Annotated in this window: 17 protein-coding genes; 12 read left to right on the forward strand and 5 right to left on the reverse strand. The window is 66.2% G+C overall.

Annotated elements, in window-relative coordinates:
• The first annotated feature begins 41 nt into the window (after positions 1-41).
• Entirely contained in the window at positions 42-1,256 is a 1,215-nt protein-coding gene (locus HGB39_RS13515; RefSeq protein ID WP_039953064.1) for a glycosyltransferase, read from the forward strand.
• Between the two features lie 23 nt (positions 1,257-1,279).
• On the opposite strand, the gene HGB39_RS13520 is transcribed toward HGB39_RS13515, so the two are convergent.
• Both HGB39_RS13520 and HGB39_RS13525 read right to left on the reverse strand, forming a co-directional pair.
• Positions 1,280-1,588: an STAS domain-containing protein gene (locus HGB39_RS13520; RefSeq protein WP_231137685.1), complete on the reverse strand. Its 309-nt coding sequence runs from the start codon at positions 1,586-1,588 to the stop codon at positions 1,280-1,282.
• Between the two features lie 358 nt (positions 1,589-1,946).
• The gene (locus HGB39_RS13525) at positions 1,947-2,711 is read right to left on the reverse strand and encodes a GAF and ANTAR domain-containing protein (protein WP_005563331.1); all 765 of its coding nucleotides are present in this window, start codon (positions 2,709-2,711) and stop codon (positions 1,947-1,949) included.
• A 221-nt stretch (positions 2,712-2,932) separates the two neighbouring features.
• Between HGB39_RS13525 and HGB39_RS13530 the strand changes: the two genes are divergently transcribed.
• Both HGB39_RS13530 and HGB39_RS13535 read left to right on the forward strand, forming a co-directional pair.
• Positions 2,933-3,367, forward strand: a complete 435-nt coding sequence (locus tag HGB39_RS13530) for an ATP-binding protein (RefSeq protein WP_005563332.1) — start codon at positions 2,933-2,935, stop codon at positions 3,365-3,367.
• A complete protein-coding gene (locus HGB39_RS13535) occupies positions 3,364-4,161 on the forward strand; it encodes a SigB/SigF/SigG family RNA polymerase sigma factor (protein WP_005261075.1) in 798 nt (265 codons plus the stop codon). Before HGB39_RS13530 ends, HGB39_RS13535 begins: the two co-directional genes overlap by 4 nt.
• Positions 4,162-4,338: 177 nt before the next feature.
• Here the strand turns inward: HGB39_RS13535 and metE are convergent, their stop codons facing one another.
• The 3 genes from metE to aceA all read right to left on the reverse strand — a co-directional run bounded on the left by metE (position 4,339) and on the right by aceA (position 9,063).
• Positions 4,339-6,633, reverse strand: coding sequence for a 5-methyltetrahydropteroyltriglutamate--homocysteine S-methyltransferase (gene metE, locus HGB39_RS13540; protein WP_005261076.1), 2,295 nt, complete (start codon positions 6,631-6,633; stop codon positions 4,339-4,341).
• 123 nt (positions 6,634-6,756) lie between these two features.
• Positions 6,757-7,653, reverse strand: coding sequence for a 3-hydroxybutyryl-CoA dehydrogenase (locus HGB39_RS13545; RefSeq protein ID WP_005261077.1), 897 nt, complete (start codon positions 7,651-7,653; stop codon positions 6,757-6,759).
• Positions 7,654-7,773: 120 nt separating this feature from the next.
• Positions 7,774-9,063: an isocitrate lyase gene (gene aceA, locus HGB39_RS13550; RefSeq protein ID WP_005261078.1), complete on the reverse strand. Its 1,290-nt coding sequence runs from the start codon at positions 9,061-9,063 to the stop codon at positions 7,774-7,776.
• 373 nt (positions 9,064-9,436) lie between these two features.
• On the opposite strand from aceA, the gene HGB39_RS13555 reads away from it, so the two are divergent.
• From HGB39_RS13555 to HGB39_RS13595, 9 genes are all read left to right on the forward strand, one after another.
• Positions 9,437-9,754 (forward strand): FmdB family zinc ribbon protein, encoded by a 318-nt coding sequence (locus HGB39_RS13555; RefSeq protein ID WP_005563336.1) that lies wholly within the window; start codon positions 9,437-9,439, stop codon positions 9,752-9,754.
• 21 nt (positions 9,755-9,775) lie between these two features.
• Complete coding sequence (gene fmdA, locus HGB39_RS13560; RefSeq protein ID WP_005563337.1) at positions 9,776-11,035, forward strand: formamidase; 1,260 nt, start codon at positions 9,776-9,778, stop codon at positions 11,033-11,035.
• A 136-nt stretch (positions 11,036-11,171) separates the two neighbouring features.
• On the forward strand, positions 11,172-12,584 hold the full coding sequence (gene ramB, locus HGB39_RS13565; protein ID WP_005251841.1) for an acetate metabolism transcriptional regulator RamB: 1,413 nt from the start codon (positions 11,172-11,174) through the stop codon (positions 12,582-12,584).
• Positions 12,585-12,846: 262 nt separating this feature from the next.
• Positions 12,847-14,100 carry an urea ABC transporter substrate-binding protein gene (gene urtA, locus HGB39_RS13570; protein WP_005563339.1) on the forward strand — a complete coding sequence of 418 codons (1,254 nt, stop codon included), beginning with the start codon at positions 12,847-12,849 and terminating at the stop codon, positions 14,098-14,100.
• Positions 14,101-14,142: 42 nt separating this feature from the next.
• A complete protein-coding gene (gene urtB, locus HGB39_RS13575) occupies positions 14,143-15,027 on the forward strand; it encodes an urea ABC transporter permease subunit UrtB (RefSeq protein WP_005251836.1) in 885 nt (294 codons plus the stop codon).
• A complete protein-coding gene (gene urtC, locus HGB39_RS13580) occupies positions 15,024-16,142 on the forward strand; it encodes an urea ABC transporter permease subunit UrtC (RefSeq protein WP_005563340.1) in 1,119 nt (372 codons plus the stop codon). Before urtB ends, urtC begins: the two co-directional genes overlap by 4 nt.
• Positions 16,139-16,984, forward strand: a complete 846-nt coding sequence (urtD, locus tag HGB39_RS13585; protein WP_005261083.1) for an urea ABC transporter ATP-binding protein UrtD — start codon at positions 16,139-16,141, stop codon at positions 16,982-16,984. The genes urtC and urtD overlap by 4 nt, the downstream gene beginning before the upstream one ends.
• On the forward strand, positions 16,971-17,684 hold the full coding sequence (gene urtE, locus HGB39_RS13590) for an urea ABC transporter ATP-binding subunit UrtE (protein ID WP_005563341.1): 714 nt from the start codon (positions 16,971-16,973) through the stop codon (positions 17,682-17,684). The genes urtD and urtE overlap by 14 nt, the downstream gene beginning before the upstream one ends.
• Positions 17,684-18,382, forward strand: a complete 699-nt coding sequence (locus tag HGB39_RS13595) for a GntR family transcriptional regulator (protein ID WP_005261085.1) — start codon at positions 17,684-17,686, stop codon at positions 18,380-18,382. Before urtE ends, HGB39_RS13595 begins: the two co-directional genes overlap by 1 nt.
• The last annotated feature ends 27 nt before the right edge of the window (positions 18,383-18,409 follow it).

The raw sequence follows: 18,409 nt of genomic DNA on the forward strand, positions 1-18,409 counted from the left end.
GGCAACCGATGAGAACGGCAGCCGTCGGCACCTCGAGACGATTGAGGATTTCGATGGTCTCGGCCAACGCCAGTCCTCTCGACGTCTCGGACGGCGCCGACGTCGGGGGGCAGAGCATTCACCTCGCCGAACTGTCGGCAGCCCTCACACGAGAGGGTCACGACGTCACCGTCTACACCCGGGCGGACAGCGAGGACGCCCCGGAGCGGGTCACCACCCTGGGCGGGTACACCGTCGTGCACGTGCCGGTCGGGCCGGCGCGGCGGATGTCCGAGGCCGAGATCCTGCCGCTGATGGGGGCATTCGGCAGCTTCCTCAAGACCGAATGGGAATCCGAACGGCCCGACATCGTCCACGCCCACTACTGGATGTCCGGGATCGCGACGCAACTCGCCGCCCGCACGCTCGGCATTCCGGTGGTCCAGACGTTCCATGCGCTCGGGGTGGTCGAGCAGAGGTTCGAGCGAGCGGATTCGTCGAGCACTCACAACCGAATTCACTTGGAACAGTTGATCGCCCGCGGCGCCACCCGGGTGGTGGCGACGTGTACGGACGAGGTCTTCGAACTCTCCCACCTCGGCCTGCCGCGCTCGCGTACGTCCGTGGTTCCGTCCGGCGTCGACGTCGCCGAGTTCACGCCCGACGGCCGGGCCGACGAGAAGGGTAAACGCCATCGCCTCGTCATGGTCGGCCGACTGGCGCCGAGCAAGGGCTTCGACACCGCGATCGAGGCACTCTCCCACTTCCCCGACACCGAACTCGTCATCGCGGGCGGTCCGGCCGCCGACGACGTCGCCGACGACCCCGAAGCGTCGCGACTGTTGACACTGGCCCGTGAGGCGAAGGTGCGCAACCGGGTACGGATCGTCGGGCGCGTGCCGAGAAACGCCATGCCCTCGCTGCTGCGCTCGGCGGATGCCGTCGTGTGCACCCCGTGGTACGAGCCGTTCGGCATGGTTCCGCTCGAGGCGATGGCCTGCGGCACCCCGGTGGTGGCGTCCGCCGTCGGCGGGATGCGGGACACGGTGGTCGACGGCATCACCGGACGCCTCATCTCACCGCGCAACCCGGTCCGCCTGGCCGAGGCCCTGCGACAGATCTTCGACGACGACGCCCTGCGCACGGGATACGGCATGGCGGGCTGCGATCGCGCCCGCGCCCGCTACTCGTGGGACCGGGTCGCCACCGACACTCTCCGCGCCTACGGCCGCTGCGTGTCGGCCCCTCCGCGCACGAGTCGAACCGGCGCCCACTGAAAGTCGGGCGCCGGTTCGGACGGTCAGGCCGTTCGGCCGTGCCAGGCCCCGAGGGCACTGTCCACGGAAGCGAAGCAGGGGTAGCTCGACTCCTGGCCCGCCGCTCTGAGCAGCCGATATACGGGACGGCCGCAGATCATCGCCCACGTCCGCCCGTCCCGGACGTTCGTCGTGTGGACGGTGTCGAGCACCGACAGACCCGCGGTTCCGATGAAATCCACCTGCGACATGTCGAGGATGAACTGCCCCTCCGGCGAGATCCGCGTGCACACGTAGTCGCGGAACCCCGGTGCACTGAACAGGTCGATCTCGCCTCGTACCCCTACCAACATCACCCCGGACCCGAGTCGCTCGGAAGTGAATTCCGCGCTCGCACAGCGTGTCGGAGCGGAACCGACAGCCGAGAGCGTTACCCTCGGCTTGTACGTGGTACCGAACTCCGTGCCCGAACACGCCATTTCAGGTTCTGGGACCCCTGGACCAACAGACATGGCTCACCCCATCTCGAACATTGAGAGGGGAAGCGGAGCACCTGCAGACAGACCCGACCTCGGACACATGACACCGTCTGCTACCGCAGCGCTTCCCGACATCGGCTGTGTGTTCAACCTCGGTTCGAGACTACTCCCGCCTGTGATGTGTCACAAGGAAATAACAGATACTCGAGCTCTCATTTGCCCTGGTGAGCGATTACAAACCGTTATGCACGGTTGTACGCGCCGAAACAGCCGCGACGACACGTTCTGCGACCACGCGCAGTTTGACGTTCTCCCGCTGCGAACGCGTGACGAGGACGTCGAACGCGGTCTCGGCGTCGAGACCCCGCAACGCCATCACGATTCCCTTCGCCTGATCGATGACGGCGCGGGACCGGAGGGCGATACGAAGTTGCTCGATCAGGTTTCTCGCCTCGCTGTACCGCCGGGCATTACGCACCGCGACCGCAGCCGCCTCGACGTACAGCTCCAGCGCCGACTCGTCCATCCGGTGGAAGGCGTGCGGCAGCAGTCCGTACAGATTCAGCGCAGCGGACTGCTCCGCGACGGGCAGGGGTACGGACAGATAGCTGTGGACGCCGGCCGGTTCGGAACTCGCGGCATACGCCGGCCACCTCTCGTGCGCGGCGGCACGGTCGGCCCGCACGGTCTCGCCGGAGCGTACGGCGTCGAGCGCAGGACCCTCACCGAGGCGGTACTGCAACTCCTCGAGTGCCGCGAGCTCGTCCGAGGTCGCGGCCACCGTGACGGGACCCGTCGCTCGGACAACGGTGATCCCGGCCATCGCCGCACCCGGGAACGTCTGGACTACCCGACGGCACAGCCTGTGCAGCGCGACGTCGGTCTCGTCCTCCGGCTCGAGCAACTCGAGCACCGAGTCGAGCGACACGGCGACCGCGTCGGCCTGCACAGCCTCGACAGCACTCGTCAACGTGTGCAGGTGAATCTCGTCAGGCATCCCACTCGTCTCCCGTGACCACCATGACCCTGCCGAGGGCCTCAGGAACGCTGATCGTGCCGCCAACATTACTCGGGCAAACGTACTGATCGGACTGGTTTGATCGGTCCTGTTCTGCGGTATTCCACCTGCGGTGTCGCCGGATCGCTACCCTGACTTCTCAGCAGCGCGAGCCGACCCACCGCCCGCCGACAGCACGGTACGCCCGACCCGGAGGTCTCATGGCCATCGCCAAGACAATCGAATCCGACCAGGATCACACACATCCCGTCGTCGAACTGCGCGTGCGAGCAACGCCCGATCAGCTCTCCGTACTGCGCGCCCTGGCAGCAACCGTTGCCATCCACGAAGATTTCGACCTCGACTCCATCGCCGACATCAAACTGGCCATGGACGAGATCTGTACCCAGCTGATCGTCCGCGCGACACCGGACGCGCTTCTGGTGTGCCGGCTGCAATATCTCGACAACACCCTGCGAGTCGACGTATCGAGCACCACCACGTCGGTCGGCTCCCTCGGCGAGCGTTCGTTCGCCTGGCACGTACTCAACGCCCTCACCGATTCGGTCGATCTGAAACAGGAACCCGACCCCGCTACCGCGGGTTTCGTGACCACCATGGAATTCACCAAGGTGAAGAACGGCCTGAGTCTGTGACGTCCCATACTCACAGTGGGGGGCACACGGCCCGTTGGCCGGACGAGTATCAGGACGTCACAGCACTCTTCGAACAGATGGCAGCCCTCGACGAGGACGATCCCCGGCGCCGCAGACTGCGGGACGCCGTCGTGACGCGCTGTCTCCCACTCGCCGAACACATCGCGCGACGCTTCGACGGCCGCGGCGAGGCGCACGACGATCTGGTTCAGGTCGCGCGCCTCGGACTGGTCAACTCGGTCGACCGGTTCGACGTGGAGCGGGGATCCGACTTCGTGTCGTTCGCCGTCCCCACCATCATGGGCGAGGTACGACGGCACTTCCGCGACACCGGGTGGGCCGTGCGAGTACCCCGCCGGATGAAGGAACTGCACCTCGCGCTCAGCCAGGCCGTCGCCGAACTGTCCCAGAGCCTCGGTCACGCCCCCACCGTCAGCGAACTCGCCGAACACCTGGACCTCGAACAGGAGGAGGTGGCGCAGGGGCTCCTCGCCGGCAACGCGTATCAGACCGTCTCCGTCGACAACACGTCGTCGGACCGGACCGGCGAGCTGTCGATGGTGGAGACACTCGGCGACTACGACGCCGCGATGGACGACGTCGAGAACCACGAAACCCTGCGCCCCCTGCTCCAATCTCTCCCCGAACGGGAGCGGACCGTCCTCATGCTGCGGTTCTTCGGCAACATGACACAGACCCAGATCGCCGACCGAGTCGGCATCTCGCAGATGCACGTGTCCCGGTTGCTGGCGAAGACACTGGCGTCACTGCGAGATCAACTCGGTGATGCGTAGGTCAGATCGTTGCCGTGTCGATCACGAATCGGTACCGCACGTCGCTGCCGACCACGCGGTCGTAGGCGCCGTCGCGTGCTGCCCCACTCGTGGCGGCCTACACGTCTACATGTTTGCGCGGCCGAAGGCACGTTCGGGGCCACCGCAGAGGCGGTGACCCCGAACACGCCTGAGAAATCAGGCCTCGGATTCTTCCTTCTCGGCCCGTCTGCGGAGACGCTTCGCGGCCGCCACCATATTGCGCAGCGAGGGCTCGAGCTGCCAGTAGTGCCGCGTCTTCAGTCCGCCGTCCGGGTTGGCCCACAACCGCTCGAGTGAGATCGACTCGCTCGCCTCCGTGAGCAGTTCGTCCAACTCGTCGATGTCCGGGATCCGGGCCGACCGGCTCTCGTACACACCCGGACCGACACCGTGGGTCAGCGCCCGCTCCTTGATGGCATCGAGCACCCACGTGATGGAGCGCGTCGCCACGATCGCCGTCACGTCCGCATCGAGCCGTTCGATGGCGTCGACCACCGACGCCCGGCTCGTGTACGTGATATGCGTGTGGATCTGCGTCTCCGGCTTCGCCCCGCCCGTCGCGAGACGGAATGCGTCGACCGCCCACTCGAGATACGCCTCGCGGCCGTTCTCGCGCAACGGCAGCAGTTCCCGGATCGCCGGCTCGTCGACCTGGATGATCGCGATACCCGCCGCCTCGAGGTCGGCGATCTCGTCACGGATCACCAGCGCCAACTGGTCTGCCGTCTCGTACAGCGGCTGATCCTGGCGGACGAACGACCGCGCGATCATCGTCACCGGACCCGTGAGCATGCCCTTGACCGGCTTGTCCGTCAGCGACTGCGCGTACGAAATCCACTCGACGGTCATCGGCTTCGGCCGCGACACGTCCCCGTAGAGGATCGGCGGACGTGTACACCGCGAGCCGTAAGCCTGCACCCACCCGTTGTGGGTGAAGGCATACCCTTCGAGAAGCTCCGCGAAGTACTGCACCATGTCGTTGCGTTCGTGCTCACCGTGCACGAAGACGTCGAGACCGATGTCTTCCTGCAAACGGATCGTGCTTTCGATCTCGGCCTGGATCCGCTTGTAGTACTCCTCCCACTCGAGGCGTCCCTCACCCAGCTCGTACCGGGCCTGGCGGATCGCGTCCGTCTGCGGGAACGAGCCCAGCGTCGTCGCCGGAACGAGCGGCAGGTTCAGTCGCTCCTGCTGGGCGACCCGTCGCTCCTCGTACGGAACCCGGAAGCGGTCGCCCGGCTTGATCGCATTGACCCGTGCTCGCACCGCGTGCTTGAGCTTGAAGTGCACCGACGTGGGACGCTTGCGCCACTTGTCGGACGGCCCCTCGGTGAGCGCCTTCGCCAGCGAGACCACCTCGCCGACCTTCTGCTTCGCGAACGCGAGCCGGTCCGCGACATCACCCGGGATGTCGTACTCGGACAACACGTCGTACGGCACGTGCAGCAACGACGTCGACGTCGACACCACGAGATCCGGCACAACGTCCTTCAGCGTGTTCAGGTACGTCAGCGTGTTGTACCGGTCGACGCGCCACACGTTGCGGCCGTCGACCACACCGGCGTAGATGCGCTTGCGCTTCATGCCCGGGATCTTCGCCAGCTCGTCGGCGCTGAGCCGGTGACTGACGAGATCGAGGCCCAGAGCCTCCACCTTGGTGGAGGCGAGGATGGCGAGCGCCTCCCCGAGATGCCCGTAGGGACCGGTGACGAGGATGCGGGGCCGCAGCGGTGCGTGCGACAGCTTCTCGTACGCCTTGGCCAGCGCGGCCAGTTCTTCCGGTGTGCGGTCCTCGGTGAACGACGGCTCGTCCAGCTGAACGCACGTGGCGCCCGCCTTCGCGAGCTGCTCGAACAGCCGCTCGTACTCCGGCAGCACCTTGTCCAGCAGGTCGAGGGTCGAGAAGCCGTGCCGCTTCGACGTCGGACCGACCTTCGACAACAGGAGCAGCGACACCGGGCCGAGGATGACGGGACGTAGTTCGATCCCGCGCGCCTTCGCCCGCTCGAACTCGTCCATCACGGTCTCGGACCGCAGCGAGAACTCGGTGTTCTCGTCCAGTTCGGGCTGACGGTAGTGGTAGTTGGTGCCGAAGAACCGCACCAGCTCGAGCGGCGGGAAGTCCGGCCGGCCGCGGGCCAGCGTGAAGTAGAAGTCCAGCGGATCGAGCTGACTCTCGAGCGGCTCGAACCGCTCGGGCACGGCACCGAACAGCAGCGCGTTGTCGAGTACGTGGTCGTAGTAGGAGAACGTGTTGCCCGGGACCTGGGTCAGACCGGTCGCGGCGAGTTCGCTCCACGTCTCCTCCTGAAGGTCCCGGGCGACGGCGACGAGTTCTTCCTTCGTGCTCGTGCCGTGCCAGTAGGACTCGAGGGCACGCTTGAGTTCGCGGCGAGGTCCGATGCGGGGATACCCCAGGATGCTGGATCCGTATGCTGCGGTGCTGGACATGCGGTCGACCTTTCTGGACTCAGTCCAGTGGCTGAGTATGCCTCTGGGCTCGATGCACCTGTGCGCCTCTCACAACCGCCAGTGGTCGTGAAAGGCGCACAGGTGTAGTCGCCTACCTACCTACTAGCTGGCCTTCTTGCTGGCACGACCGTTGTCGCCGTACTCGTAGAAGCCCGCTCCGGACTTCTTGCCGACCAACCCGGCCTCGACCATGCGAAGCAGCAGCGGCGGCGCCGAGTACAGGGGCTCCTTGAACTCTTCGTACATGGAGTCGGCGATGGACTTGACCGTGTCCAGGCCCACCAGGTCGGTCAGCGCGAGCGGACCCATCGGGTGTGCGAGGCCGAGAACCGTTGCCTTGTCGATGTCTTCCTTGGTGGCGAACCCGGACTCCACCATGCGGATTGCGGAGAGCAGGTAGGGCACCAGGAGGGCGTTGACGACGAATCCGGAACGGTCCGCGGAACGGACGACCTGCTTGCCCAGCACATCGCTGGCGAAGGCCTCGGCCCGCTCGGACACCGATTTGCTCGTCTTGAGCGTGGTCACCAGCTCGACGAGGGGAAGCACCGGAACGGGGTTGAAGAAGTGCATCCCGATGACCCGTTCCGGGGACTTCGTGGCGATGCCCAGCTTCATGATCGGGATCGACGACGTGTTGGACGCCAGTACGGCGTTCGGATCCGTCACGACCTGGTCGAGCTCGGTGAAGATCTCGCTCTTCACCTTCTCGTCCTCGACGACGGCCTCCACGACGAGCTGTCGGTCCGCGAAATCACCGAGATCGGAGGTGAACCGCAGCCGCCAGGCGGCCTGCTCACGTTCCCGCTCGGTGATCTTGCCGCTGCTCACTCCGCGGTCGAGCGAACGGAGGATGCGCGAACGCCCCGCCGCCGCAAGCTCGCGGGTCTGCTCGAACACCAGAACGTCGACGTGCGCGCGAGCACACACCTCAGCGATTCCGGCACCCATGATCCCGGCGCCGATCACGCCGACGCGCTGAATCTTTTCGCTGGTCACGTCAGCTCCTTTTTCGTCTAGTGGAGTCGTCGCCCGGGGAGGGGCCCGGTTACAGGCCCCTCCCCGGGGTCGGGTTGATCAGGTGAAACCGTGATCGGTCGAAGCCTTGGAGGACAAGGCTCAGTGGAACTGACCCTCTTCGGTGGATCCCTTCAGAGCAGCCGTCGAGGTGTTGGGGTCGACCGTGGTGGCGATGCTGTCGAAGTAGCCGGCACCGACCTCACGCTGGTGCTTGATGGCGGTGAAGCCACGCTCCTCGGCGGCCTTGAACTCGCGCTCCTGCAGGTCGACGAAGGCGGTCATGCCCTCGCGGGCGTAGCCGTGGGCCAAGTCGAACATGCCGTAGTTGAGCGAGTGGAAGCCGGCCAGGGTGATGAACTGGAACTTGAAGCCCATCGCGCCGAGCTCCTTCTGGAACTTCGCGATGGTCGAGTCGTCCAGGTGCGCCTTCCAGTTGAAGGACGGCGAGCAGTTGTAGGCGAGCAGCTGGTCCGGGAACTCGCTGCGAACGGACTCGGCGAACTTCTTGGCGACCTCGAGGTCCGGCACGCCGGTCTCCATCCAGATGAGGTCGGCGTACGGGGCGTAGGCCTTGGCGCGAGCGATGCAGGGCTCGATGCCGTTCTTGACACCGAAGAAGCCCTCGGCGGTGCGGGTGCCGTCCAGGAACTGCTGGTCGCGCTCGTCGACGTCGGACGTGATGAGGGTCGCGGCCTCGGCATCGGTGCGGGCGATGACCACGGTGGGAACGTCCGCGACGTCGGCCGCGAGGCGAGCCGAGGTCAGGGTGCGGATGTGCTGCTGCGTGGGGATGAGGACCTTGCCACCGAGGTGGCCGCACTTCTTCTCCGACGCGAGCTGGTCTTCCCAGTGCGAACCGGCGACGCCGGCCGCGATCATGGCCTTCTGCAGCTCGTAGACGTTGAGCGCGCCACCGAAACCTGCTTCGCCGTCGGCGACGATCGGGGCGAGCCAGTTGTCGACGGAGGTGTCGCCCTCGACCTTGGCGATCTCGTCGGCGCGCAGCAGGGCGTTGTTGATGCGGCGCACGACCTGCGGGACCGAGTTGGCCGGGTAGAGGCTCTGGTCGGGGTAGGTGTGTCCGGACAGGTTCGCGTCACCGGCGACCTGCCAGCCGGACAGGTAGATGGCCTTGAGGCCTGCACGGACCTGCTGAACGGCCTGGTTACCGGTCAGCGCGCCCAGCGAGTTGATGTAGTCCTCGTTGTTCACGAGGTCCCAGAGGATCTCGGAACCACGGCGTGCGAGGGTCTGCTCTTCGACAACGGTGCCCTGGAGCTTGGCGACCTGCTCCGCCGTGTAGTTGCGGGTTACTCCCTTCCAGCGCGGGTTGGTGTCCCAATCCTGCTGGATTTCAGCTGCGGTCTTCGGGGTGCCGGTGGTCGACATCAAGACTCCACTCTCTTCGATCTGCTGGTCCGGTACGGATGTACTGCTTCACATCCTTGCCAGGCCCTTCGTATGTACTTACCCAGAGTGACACAAGCAAAAAGTGCCGTCTACCTGTTGCTACTGCCAATCTTGGCTAGCTTTTCACAGCTCCTTGCAAAGACTGTTAAGAAAGTTCGGCGCCATACCTGCCCGATCGGAGAGGAAAAATACTCGCCAGTAGCAAAAAGCCGCAGGTGGTGAACCAAATGCACGCAACTCGTCGTACACAGATAGTTCCGCCCCTGCGCCCCTCGCCTTCCCGCCGCCGCATACCCCTCGACGCGGCCGTTGTGACTGCAATCACCAATCAGGTCGGTTACCGTGACCTCGAATGGTCTCCTCCGGCGAAGGGCACCAGATGCCGCTGTACGAATTCCGATGCGCCGCCGACTGCGGCTCGTTCGAGCGGTCGTTCCCCATGGCCGACGCACCCGGCACCACCCGCTGCCCCCGATGCGACCGCGACGCCGTCCGGCGCGTGTCCTCGCCGCGGCTCGGACACGGGTCGTCGTCCGCGATGAACCTCCTCGACAGCACGAAGAGGTCGGCTCACGAACCGGACGTCGTCACCGGTCCGCCGCCCGGGACCACGGCCGGGCGTTCACCCGTCACGAACAACCCGCTGCACCGCCGACTTCCTCGTCCCTGACCGGTCACCGAAGGAGCGCACATGCCCGAACTGCTGTTTCCGCTCGATTCCTCGAAGAAGTTCACCGATCAGGCGATCGTCGGCCACAACCGCTGGCACCCGGACATCCCGGCCGCAGTCACGGTGAAACCGGGCGACTCCTTCCGCGTGCACTGCCGCGAATGGTTCGACGGCGCCATCCACAACGACGACTCCGCCGACGACATCCTGAACGCGCCCCTCACCACGGTTCACACACTGTCCGGACCGTTCGCCGTGGAGGGCGCGAAGCCCGGCGACCTGCTGATCGTCGACATCCTGGACGTCGGACCGATCCCCCAGGAGGATTCCGGCCCGCTGGCAGGCCAGGGATGGGGGTACACCGGGATCTTCTCCCGCCACAACGGCGGCGGATTCCTCACCGAGCAGTTCCCCGACGCCTACAAGGCCGTCTGGGACTTTTCCGGTCAGACCGCCACGTCGCGGCACGTCCCGCACGTCTCGTTCACCGGCATCGTCCACCCCGGACTGATGGGCACCGCGCCGTCGGCCGCCCTCCTGTCGAAGTGGAACGCGAGGGAGGGCGCGCTCATCGCCACCGACCCGGGCCGGGTTCCCCCACTCGCCCTGCCGCCCGAACCGCAGGACGCCGTCCTCGGGTCCCTGTCGGGCGCCGACTTCGACCGCGTCGCCGGCGAGGCCGCCCGCACCGCGCCCCCACGCGAGAACGGCGGCAACCAGGACATCAAGAACCTCACCAAGGGCAGCCGCGTCTTCTACCCGGTGTTCGTCGACGGCGCGAACCTGTCCGTCGGCGATCTGCACTTCTCCCAGGGCGACGGCGAGATCACGTTCTGCGGCGCCATCGAGATGGGTGGCTTCATCGACCTGCGCGTCGACATCATCAAGGGCGGCATGGACACGTACGGCGTGTCCGAGAACGCGATCTTCATGCCCGGCAACACGGACCCGCAGTACTCGGAGTGGCTCGCGTTCTCCGGAACGTCCGTCACCCTCGACGGGGAACAGAAGTACCTCGACTCGCACCTGTCGTATCAGCGGGCCTGTCTCCACGCGATCGACTACCTCACCAAGTTCGGGTACAGCCCCGAGCAGGCCTACCTCCTGCTCGGCGCCGCACCGATCGAGGGCCGGCTGTCGGGGGTGGTGGACATCCCGAACTCCTGCTCGACGGTGTACCTGCCGACGGCGATGTTCGACTTCCCCGTCGCACCGTCCGCGTCGGGTCCGTTCCAGATCGACCCGGGCGTCGGCGCGCCGCGCTCGGAGAACAAGGCCTGAGCACGGGCGAATGTACCTTTCAGCGCCTCCAGTGCGCCCAGAGGTACGTTCGCCCCGCGTCATCGCGTCCCGACCCGCGAGTGAATCTTGCGAAGGTTCCGTTCGCACATCTGACCTGCACCGGTACCATTGCCGTATGTCCAAGACCTTCGTCGGCACCCGGTTGCGTCAGCTCCGAACCGAGCGTGGACTGAGCCAGGCGGCGCTGGCGAAGACGCTGGAGATCTCCGCCAGCTACCTCAATCAGATCGAGCACGACGTCCGGCCGCTGACGGTGCCGGTGCTGCTGCGGATCAGCGAGGTGTTCGGCGTCGACACCACGTTCTTCTCGTCCCAGGACGACACGCGCCTGATCGCGGAGATGCGCGAGGTGGCGCTGGACCAGGAGATGGGCATCGACGCGGACGCCCAGGAGATCGCGGAGATGGTGGCGTCGCATCCGGGTCTGGCGAAGGCGATGGTCAACATGCACCGCCGCTTCCGCAACACCACCGCGCAGCTGGCTCTCGCCACGGAGGACCGCTACAGCGACGGCAGCGGCAGCGGCTCGATCACGATGCCGCACGAAGAGGTCCGCGACTACTTCTATCAGCGGCAGAACTATCTGCACGAACTGGACACGGCGGCGGAGGAACTGACCGCGCGCATGCGATTCCACCGCGGCGACGTCGGCGGTGAGATCGCCCGCAGGTTGCAGACCGTGCACGACGTGCAGATCGTCAGGCGCATCGACCTCGGCGAGAACGTCCTGCACCGCTACGACCCCGAATCCCGACTGCTGGAGATCTCGCCGCATTTGTCGGGCGGCCAGCAGGTGTTCAAGTTCGCGACCGAGCTCGCGTTCCTCGAATACGGCGACCTGCTCGACAAGCTGGTGGCGGAGGGCGGCTTCACGAGCGACGAGTCCGTTGCGCTCGCCCGGCTCGGGCTGGCCAACTACTTCGCTGCGGCCACGGTGCTTCCCTACGGCCAGTTCCACGACGTGGCCGAGGACTTCCGGTACGACATCGAGCGGCTCTCCGCGTTCTACTCGGTGAGCTACGAGACGATCTGTCACCGTCTCTCGACGCTGCAGCGCCCGAAGCTGCGCGGTGTCCCGTTCATGTTCGTCCGCGTCGACCGGGCCGGGAACATGTCGAAGCGGCAGTCCGCCACCGGGTTCCACTTCTCCACCAGCGGTGGCACGTGCCCGCTGTGGAACGTGTACGAGACGTTCGCGTACCCCGGCAAGATCATGAACCAGATCGCGCAGATGCCGGACGGCCGCCGGTACCTGTGGATCGCCCGCACCGTCGAACGTCGCGCTCAGCGCTACGGCCAGCCCGCCAAGATCTTCGCGATCGGGCTCGGCTGCGAGATCCGGCACGCCCACCGCCTCGTCTACGGCGATGGTCTCGACCTCGACGATTCCAACCCGGGCACCCCCATCGGCGCCGGCTGCCGGGTGTGCGAGCGCGTCAACTGCCCGCAGCGCGCGTTCCCGCCGCTCGGCAAGCAACTCGACATCAGCGAGCACCAGAGTTCGGTCTCGCCGTACCTGATCCGCTGACTCGTCCTTTGTCACATCGGTTCAATCCGACTGAACCGGTGTGACATTGGCCGCAGCGGCAGCAGCATCCGGCCACGCCGGGGGCTCTGTGAGCGCTTGTTCACGTAACCGTAATTCGCGTCACGAACACGTCACCGACAGACATTCAGACGCAACAACGGCCGCTTAATGTTCGCCCCACGAATACACCTCTGTATACGTGGGGCGGATACATGTCCCGGGTTGCGGAGGTCCCCAAGTCCTCCGACGGAAAGGCCCGTACATGCGCACCTTCTCCAAGCGCGCCCTCGCTGCACCGACCGCGCTCGCCGCCATCGGGCTCGTGCTGACCGGTTGTGGCAGCAAGGCGTCCGACACGGCCGGCGAGTCCACCGCGGCGTCCTGTGTGGACACCTCCGGGGACACGATCAAGGTCGGGTCACTGAACTCGCTGTCCGGCACGATGGCGATCAGCGAGGTGACCGTCCGGGATTCGATCGCGCTCGCGGTCGACGAGATCAACAACTCGGGCGGCGTGCTCGGCAAGAAGATCCAGATCGTCGCGGAGGACGGGGCCTCGGAGCCCACCGTGTTCGCCGAGAAGGCGGAGAAGCTGATCAGCAGTGACTGCGTCGCAGCCGTGTTCGGCGGTTGGACGTCGTCGAGCCGCAAGGCGATGCTGCCGGTGTTCGAGGACAACAACTCGCTGCTCTACTACCCCGTGCAGTACGAGGGGCTCGAGGATTCGAAGAACATCTTCTACACCGGGGCCACCACCAACCAGCAGATCGTGCCCGCCCTCGACTACCTGAAGGAGAAGGGCGTCAAGTCGCTGTACCTGGTGGGCAGCGACTACGTGTTCCCGCAGACCGCCAACCGCATCATCAAGGCGTACGCGGAGGCCAACGGGATCGAGATCAAGGGCGAGGACTACACCCCGCTCGGCTCCACCGACTTCTCGACCATCGTCAACAAGGTCCGCTCCGCCGATGCGGACGCCGTCTTCAACACCCTGAACGGCGATTCCAACGTCGCGTTCTTCCGCGAGTACGCGAACGTCGGCCTGAAGCCCGCCGACATGCCCGTCGTGTCGGTGTCGATCGCCGAGGAGGAGGTCGGCGGTATCGGCGTCCAGAACATCGAGGGACAGCTGACCGCCTGGAACTACTACCAGACCATCGACACGCCGGAGAACAAGAAGTTCGTCGACGCGTACAAGGCCCGGTACGGCGCGAACAAGCCGACGTCCGACCCGATGGAGGCCGCCTACACGTCCGTGTACCTGTGGAAGAACACCGTCGAGAAGGCGAACTCCTTCGCCACCAAGGACATCCAGGACAACGCGGACGGCGTCACGTTCGCCGCACCGGAGGGACTGGTCACCATCGACGGGTCCAACCACCACATCACCAAGACCGCGCGCATCGGTGAGATCCGGAACGACGGCCTGATCTACACGGTCTGGGATTCGGGCACCCCGATTCAGCCGGACCCGTACCTGAAGTCCTACCCGTGGGCCGAGTCGCTGGGTAGCTAGGACAGGGTCCGACGAGCACGAGGTAAGAGAGGACACACATCGATGGATGTAGTGATCGGACAGCTGTTCACCGGGTTGAGTATCGGATCGATCCTGTTGCTGGCGGCGTTGGGGCTGTCGTTGACGTTCGGCCAGATGGGCGTCATCAACATGGCCCACGGCGAATTCATCATGGCCGGCTCGTACACGGCTTACGTGGTGCAGCAGGTGGTGTCGAGCGCCACCGGTTCTCTGTTCATCTCTCTGCTCGTCGGCTTCGTGGTCGGTGGCGCGATGGGCGTCCTCCTCGAGGTCACCCTCGTCAAGCGGATGTACCACCGGCCGCTGGACACGCTGCTGGTGACGTTCGGGGTGGGACTGATCCTGCAGCAGCTGGCGCGGGACGTCTTCGGTGCACCCGCCGTCAACGTCGCCGCACCGGAGTGGCTCTCCGGCGGTGTGGAGATCCTCGGCGCGGTGGTGCCGAAGACGCGCCTGTTCATCCTGGTGCTGGCGGTCGTGGCAGTGGTCGCGCTGTCGCTGGCGATGCAGAAGTCCCCGATGGGACGCCGCATCCGCGCCGTGGTGCAAAACCGCGACCTCGCGGAGACGAGCGGGATCTCCAGTCGCCGAACCGATGTGACGACGTTCTTCATCGGTTCCGGTCTGGCGGGTGTCGCGGGTGTGGCGCTCACCCTGATCGGCTCGACGAGCCCGACCATCGGGCAGAGCTACCTCATCGACGCCTTCCTGGTGGTCGTGGTCGGCGGCCTTGGCCAGATGAAGGGAGCGGTGATCGCCGCGTTCGCGCTCGGCATCCTCAATTCGTTCGTCGAGTACTCGACCACGGCGTCGATCGCCAAGGTCATCGTGTTCGTGGTCATCGTGGTGTTCCTCCAGGTTCGGCCGCAGGGCCTGTTCGCCGTCAAGACGAGGAGTCTCGTATGAGCATCCTGACGAGTGGCCGCTACCGCGCGTGGGCGGGATTCGCGCTGGCCGCAGTGCTTCTGTACGTCGTCGCCCCCGCGGTTCTCAGCGACTTCCGGCTGAGCCTGCTCGGCAAGTTCCTGTGCTTCGCGATCGTCGCGGTCGGTATCGGCCTGGCGTGGGGCCGCGGCGGCATGCTCACCCTCGGCCAGGGTGTGTTCTTCGGATTGGGCGCCTACATGATGGCGATGCACCTGAAGATCGCCGACGCAGAACTCCGCGGCGACACCGTGCCCGACTTCATGCAGATCGCGGGCATCCGCGAACTGCCGGGCTACTGGGTGCCGTTCACGTCGCCGATCGTGACGATCCTGGGAATCCTGCTGATCCCGGCGCTGGTGGCGTTCGTCCTCGGGCTCGGCGTGTTCAAGCGCCGCGTCAAGGGCGCCTATTTCGCGATCCTCAGCCAGGCGCTCGCCGCCGCGTTCGCCATCCTGCTGGTGGGCCAGCAGAGCACCGGAGGAAGCAACGGCCTCAACCGGTTCCGCACGTTCTTCGGTTTCAACCTGAACGATCCGGCCAACAAGCAGATGCTGTTCTTCATCGCCGCAGGTGTGCTGCTGGCCGTGGTCGCGATCACCCGGCAGCTGATGAACAGCCGTTACGGCGAACTGCTCGTCGCCGTCCGGGATCAGGAGGAGCGCGTCCGCTTCCTCGGGTACGACCCGGCGAACATCAAACTCGTCGCCTACGTGACGGCCGCGTTCTTCGCGGGCCTCGCCGGCGCGCTGTTCGTGCCGATCGTCGGCATCATCTCCCCCGCCGACGTCGGGATCGTCCCGTCGATCGCGTTCCTGATCGGGGTGGCCATCGGCGGACGTTCCACACTCCTCGGCCCGGTCCTCGGCGCCATCGGGGTGGCGTGGGCGCAGAGCGCGTTCTCGGAGTCGTTCCCCTCCGGCTGGACGTACGCGCAGGGCCTGCTGTTCATCGTGGTCGTCGGCTTCTTCCCGGCTGGCGTCGCGGGACTGTTCGCGCTGCTGAAGCGGAAGAAGAAGGCATCCTCCGACGAACCTGCCCCGCCCGGACCGGAAGACGAGACCGAGCCGACGGAACGAATGGAGATGGCGCGATGACGATTCCTGCCACGGCCAAGGAACCCGTGCTCGGCGGCAACGCCGGAATGTCCAGCGAGTACCTCGAGGTCCGGGACCTTCGGGTCAGCTTCGACGGCTTCAAGGCGGTCGACGGCGTCGACCTCACCCTCATGCAGGGCGACCTGCGGTTCCTCATCGGCCCCAACGGCGCCGGCAAGACCACTCTCGTCGACGCCATCACCGGGCTCGTCCCCGCGACGGGATCGGTCACGAAATCCGGTGTCGAGTTGATCGGCAAGAAGGTGCACCGCATCGCCCGGCTCGGCGTGGGCCGCACGTTCCAGACCGCCAGCGTGTTCGAGGAGTTGACGGTTCTCCAGAACCTCGACATCGCGGCGGGCGCCGGCCGTTCGGCACTCACACTGTTGCGCCGACGCAAGACGGTGCTCCCCGCCATCGAGGAGGCGCTCGACGTCACGGGTCTCGGCAAGCTCCGCGACACCCCGGCGGGAATCCTCGCGCACGGGCAGAAGCAGTGGCTCGAGATCGGGATGCTGCTGGTGCAGAACTGCTCCGTCCTGCTCCTCGACGAGCCGGTGGCCGGCATGAGCCACGAGGAACGCGACGAGACGGGAAACCTGCTGCGCCGCATCGGCGGTGAGCGGACCGTCGTGGTGGTCGAGCACGACATGGACTTCATGCGCGCGTTCGCGACGTCGGTGACCGTGCTGCACGCCGGGAAGGTGCTGAGCGAGGGAACCGTGGAGCAGGTGCAGGCCGACCCGCGTGTGCAGGAGGTGTACCTCGGGACCGCCGCGGCCGGCGCCGCCCCCGAGTTGCAGCCCGAGGTTTCTAAGGAGGACAGCGATGCTCGAGCTTGACGACATCCGGGCCGGGTACGGCCGAACCGAAGTGATCCACGGAGTCGCGCTGACGGTCCCGTCGGACGGTGTGGCCGCGGTGATGGGACACAACGGCGCGGGCAAGACCACGCTTCTCCGGGCCGCGGTCGGACTGATCAAGGTCGACACCGGGCGGGTGTTGTTCGACGGCGAGGATGTCACGGCGCTGCGGCCGAGCGCCCGCGTGGCGCGCGGCCTCGCCTACGTGCCGCAGGGCCAGCAGTCGTTCGGTCAGCTGACCACCGCGGAGAATCTGCAGGTGGTGGCCGACGGCCGCAAGCGCGGAAGGGAACTCGTCGGCGAGGTGCTGGATCTGTTCCCGGCTTTGCGCGGCCTGCTCGACCGGCGTGCCGGTCTCCTCTCCGGCGGGCAGCGTCAGCAACTCGCCATCGCGCGGGCCCTGATCACGGAACCGAAGATGCTGATCCTCGACGAACCGACGGAGGGCATTCAGCCGTCCGTCGTGGCCGAGATCGAGCGCACCATCGTGGAACTCACCCGCCGCGGCGGGCTCGGAGTCCTGTTGGTGGAACAGCACATCGGGTTCGCGCTCGAATCCGCCGAGAGCTACTACGTCCTCGAGTCGGGGCGGGTCACGTCCTCCGGCGCGGGTGGCGCCGCACCCGATACCGACGTCCGTACCGCGGTCTCCGACGTCCGCGCGGCGATGGCCATCTGATGGCGCGCCGAGAACCGGCCGGCTCCCTCAGCGATCACGTGTATCTGTCGCTGCGCACCGACCTGATGAGCGGCCGGATCCCACCGGGACAGCGTCTCGGCGAGGAGCGTCTCGCCGACACCTACGGGGTGTCCCGGACGCCGGTGCGGGAGGCCCTGGCCCGGCTTCTCGCCGACGGACTCGTCCAGCGCGACGTGGGCGGGTTGTTTCCGTACCGCCCCCGCATCGACGAGCTCGCCGGCCTGTACGAACTGCGCATCACGCTCGAACTCCAGGGAATCGCCCGGGTCCGCGCCGACGAGTCGCTGTCGCACGACCCGGACGTTCTGGGACCCGAGCTCGACCGGTGGTACGCGTTGCGGAAGGAGAACCCCGAGCCGGACGCCGGGTTCGTGGCGCTCGACGAGCAGTTCCACACCGTTCTGCTGCGGTCGGCCGGCAACCGGGCGCTGTCCGATGCGCTCGTCAGCGTGAATGCGAAGGTGCGGCCGGTCCGGATGTTCGACTACCTCACCCCCGACCGCATGAGCGCGACCATCGACGAGCACATCTCGGTGGCCGAGTTCGCTCTCGACGGCAAGCTGGATACGGCGTACGACACGCTGCTTGCGCATATCAGCGAGTCGCGTGAAGTGGTCATCGAGCGTGCTGAACAGGCACTTTCCCTCGCACGGATGGCCTGGGCGATCCGGGATTGAGACAGTTGTCCAATTCGGTTGGACATT

Origin of the sequence: Rhodococcus opacus (assembly GCF_012396235.1) — a bacterium.
GTDB classification, from domain to species: Bacteria; Actinomycetota; Actinomycetes; order Mycobacteriales; family Mycobacteriaceae; genus Rhodococcus_F; species Rhodococcus_F opacus.